The 2,496-nt window shown below is 63.2% G+C and carries 3 protein-coding genes; 2 read left to right on the top strand and 1 reads right to left on the bottom strand.

Annotated elements, in window-relative coordinates; all coding sequences use genetic code 11:
* On the bottom strand, positions 1–1,018 hold a 1,018-nt coding region (locus AHiyo1_RS15660; protein ID WP_148667623.1), incomplete at its 3' end, for a DNA topoisomerase.
* 490 nt (positions 1,019–1,508) lie between these two features.
* On the opposite strand from AHiyo1_RS15660, the gene AHiyo1_RS15650 reads away from it, so the two are divergent.
* Positions 1,509–1,766, top strand: a complete 258-nt coding sequence (locus AHiyo1_RS15650; RefSeq protein ID WP_059389174.1) for an SHOCT domain-containing protein — start codon at positions 1,509–1,511, stop codon at positions 1,764–1,766.
* Positions 1,763–2,332 carry a sulfocyanin-like copper-binding protein gene (locus tag AHiyo1_RS15645; RefSeq protein ID WP_059389173.1) on the top strand — a complete coding sequence of 190 codons (570 nt, stop codon included), beginning with the start codon at positions 1,763–1,765 and terminating at the stop codon, positions 2,330–2,332. Before AHiyo1_RS15650 ends, AHiyo1_RS15645 begins: the two co-directional genes overlap by 4 nt.
* Positions 2,333–2,496 lie beyond the last annotated feature (164 nt).

Genomic DNA, 2,496 nt, shown 5'->3' with positions numbered 1-2,496 from the left:
CGACTCCGACCACCGCGGCGATCTTGTCGACCAGCGGTGCAAGCTCGTTGAACTGCTCGGGCGTGATGGTCTTGTCCTCGGTGCGCGGGTAGCTCACGACCTGGGCCTCGTACATCTTCTGGTACGTCTCCAGCACGAACTTCGCCTTCACGCCCTTGCCAACGAGCATCGAGGACAGCGCTGCCAGATCCAGCAGCTTCGGGGGAGCGGTCTGCTTCATCGTCTTGCTGTCGAGCACGACGGGGGAGGCCACGTACTGCTGGGGCACCTGGCCCTTCTGGTCGAACCGCGGCTCCTCCGGGTTCGTGTACATCACATCGTTCTCGTCGCGGAACCGGTTCTGGAAGAACGGCTTCTTCACGTAGTCGTTGTAGGCCTTCAGCTGATCGCCGACCAGCTGCGTCATTGCAGACTTCAGGCGGCCCTGCCGCAGCACGGTGTCCTTGCCGGACGAGCGCGCCATATTGGTCGCGGCCCGGCTCCACTGCATTGACAGGAAGTCGAACTGCGTGCGGTACATCGCCTTGCGATAGTCGCCCTCGTCCTGCATCGACTTCACAGGCCGGCGCGAGGTGAACGCCTTCTGGATCGAGGCTGCGGCCTCGTCCATGAACTCCATGCGCGAGAAACGCTTGCCATGGAAGCCGAGCTCGTCGATGGCCTCCCAGAAGAGCAGGTCGCCCTCACCGGAGGGATCCAGATCTGTGGCGATGACGATCTCGTCACCGCGCTGGACGGCGGTGCGAAGGTTCTTGATGACATCACCGACGTTCTGCTGAGGCGCACGCTTCCACGTCAGGTCGTCCGGGTCCCAGGGAAGATTCCCGAGATCCCACTTCTGGTACTTATCGGCGAGGGACGGATCCACCATCTTGTCGGGAGCCACGAACTCGTAGAGGTGACCTCGCAGGTTCGTGATCTCGTAGTCCACGCCCTGGTACTGACCCTTCGGGCCTCCCAGTGCAGCCGCCATGGCCCGTGCTGCGCTCGGCTTCTCTGCAACGATGGTCGCGACCATGATGCACTCCTCTCGATAGACGACTCGTATATGAGCCACAAGTCTATCTGAAAGGCATTCGGAATGGTCTATCGAATGGTGAGCGGGATATGCCATTCGCTCTCGTGTTGTACCCCGACGGCGCGGGGCGTAGTCTAGCTATTCGACATGCGTTCGAGAAGGAGCTTCACCCGATGCGCGCTGTACCCGTAGCGCCGCTTGTGCTCGATCAGCCCGTCATCCTGCCGATCGCGCTCGAGGCGGCACAGTGCGGTTTCCCGAGCCCTTATGTGCAAGTCGAATGTCTCATGAGACACAGCGCAGGCGGGACGGCCGGATAGTTTTACCTTGTCTTGGATACAGTCAGGCCCCAGTCTCCGGTCCTAATGGCCGCCGGTATGCCGTCCACGCCGAAAGTACAGCGGTTCGTTCCCGGCGTCAGCCTCCACGGGCTTAAGCCTCTGTTTCCGGAAACCTGTCCGGCCCTAATTTCGGAGGAGGAGGGTTGAAGATGATGGGTGGCTGGTATGGGAGCGGGTGGGGCGTTGGCGCGTGGGTGGTCACGGCCGTGCTGATGCTGGTTTTCTGGGGAGTTGTGGTTACCGTCGTTGTGCTCCTGCTCCGGCAGACCCGCTCAGAAGGAGGCCAGGCTTCGCCGCGGCCGCTGCATCGCGACGCCGAGCGTATCCTGAGTGAGCGCTTCGCCCGCGGGGAGATTGATGAGCAGGAGTTCACTGCTCGCCGTGCCGCTCTCAGGCGCCAGGAGTGAAGTCGGTGACCGGCCGCGGCCAAGTCATCCTCAGGGTGGCGGCCGTCATCCTTTTGACCGCGCTATCGCTAGTCGCGGTCGGCTTCGCGGGTGGTCTTGTGAATCCAGGGGGCACCGGTTTTGCGTCCCGGGCCCGGTGCGCGGTTCCCGATCTTCCCGGGCAGGTCGTCGACGTATCGCTGATCAACATGGGTGGACCCATGATGGACCGGCCCGACGGTATCGGCGGAGCGATGCGGATGACAGCAGACCGGAGCATGGTGATGCACGGCACGGTGTCCTTCCTGGCAACTAATTCGGGAAGCATTAGCCATGAACTCGTCATCCTTCCGCTTCCGGATGAGCTGATCCCCGGCACACGCCTGGTCGGCGCTGACGCAAGGATCGATGAGGCGGGCAGTCTCGGTGAAGCCTCCCGCAGCTGCGGCGAAGGCCCTGGCCAGGGGATCCTGCCCGGCGCGTCAGGATGGGTGACTCTCACGTTGCCACCGGGGCGCTATGAGCTGGTTTGCAATCTCCCCGGCCACTACACCGCAGGCATGTACACCCAATTCACAGTCAGCTAGCTAGTCCGGGAGTGGACCGTACCGGGGCGTATTTGGGGGCTGCGACCCGGCACGGGGTCTGAGGGTGCCCCGCAGGTTGTCAGGCGGAGAATTGCCCTGCGCCGCCAAGGGCGGCAAGGGCTTTGCGGAGCGGGTATCGGCGTCGTCGGCGATCTCCTGGACGG

This window comes from Arthrobacter sp. Hiyo1 (genome assembly GCF_001263615.2).
Classification (GTDB): domain Bacteria; phylum Actinomycetota; class Actinomycetes; order Actinomycetales; family Micrococcaceae; genus Arthrobacter.
The sequence above is the reverse complement of the archived record's forward strand: the minus strand, read 5'-3'. Positions and strand labels throughout refer to the sequence as shown.

Bases quoted from the DNA above. Each gene is read 5' to 3' on its own strand.
- AHiyo1_RS15650 (WP_059389174.1), top strand. From the start codon at position 1,509: ATGATGGGTGGCTGGTATGGGAGCGGGTGGGGCGTTGGCGCGTGGGTG.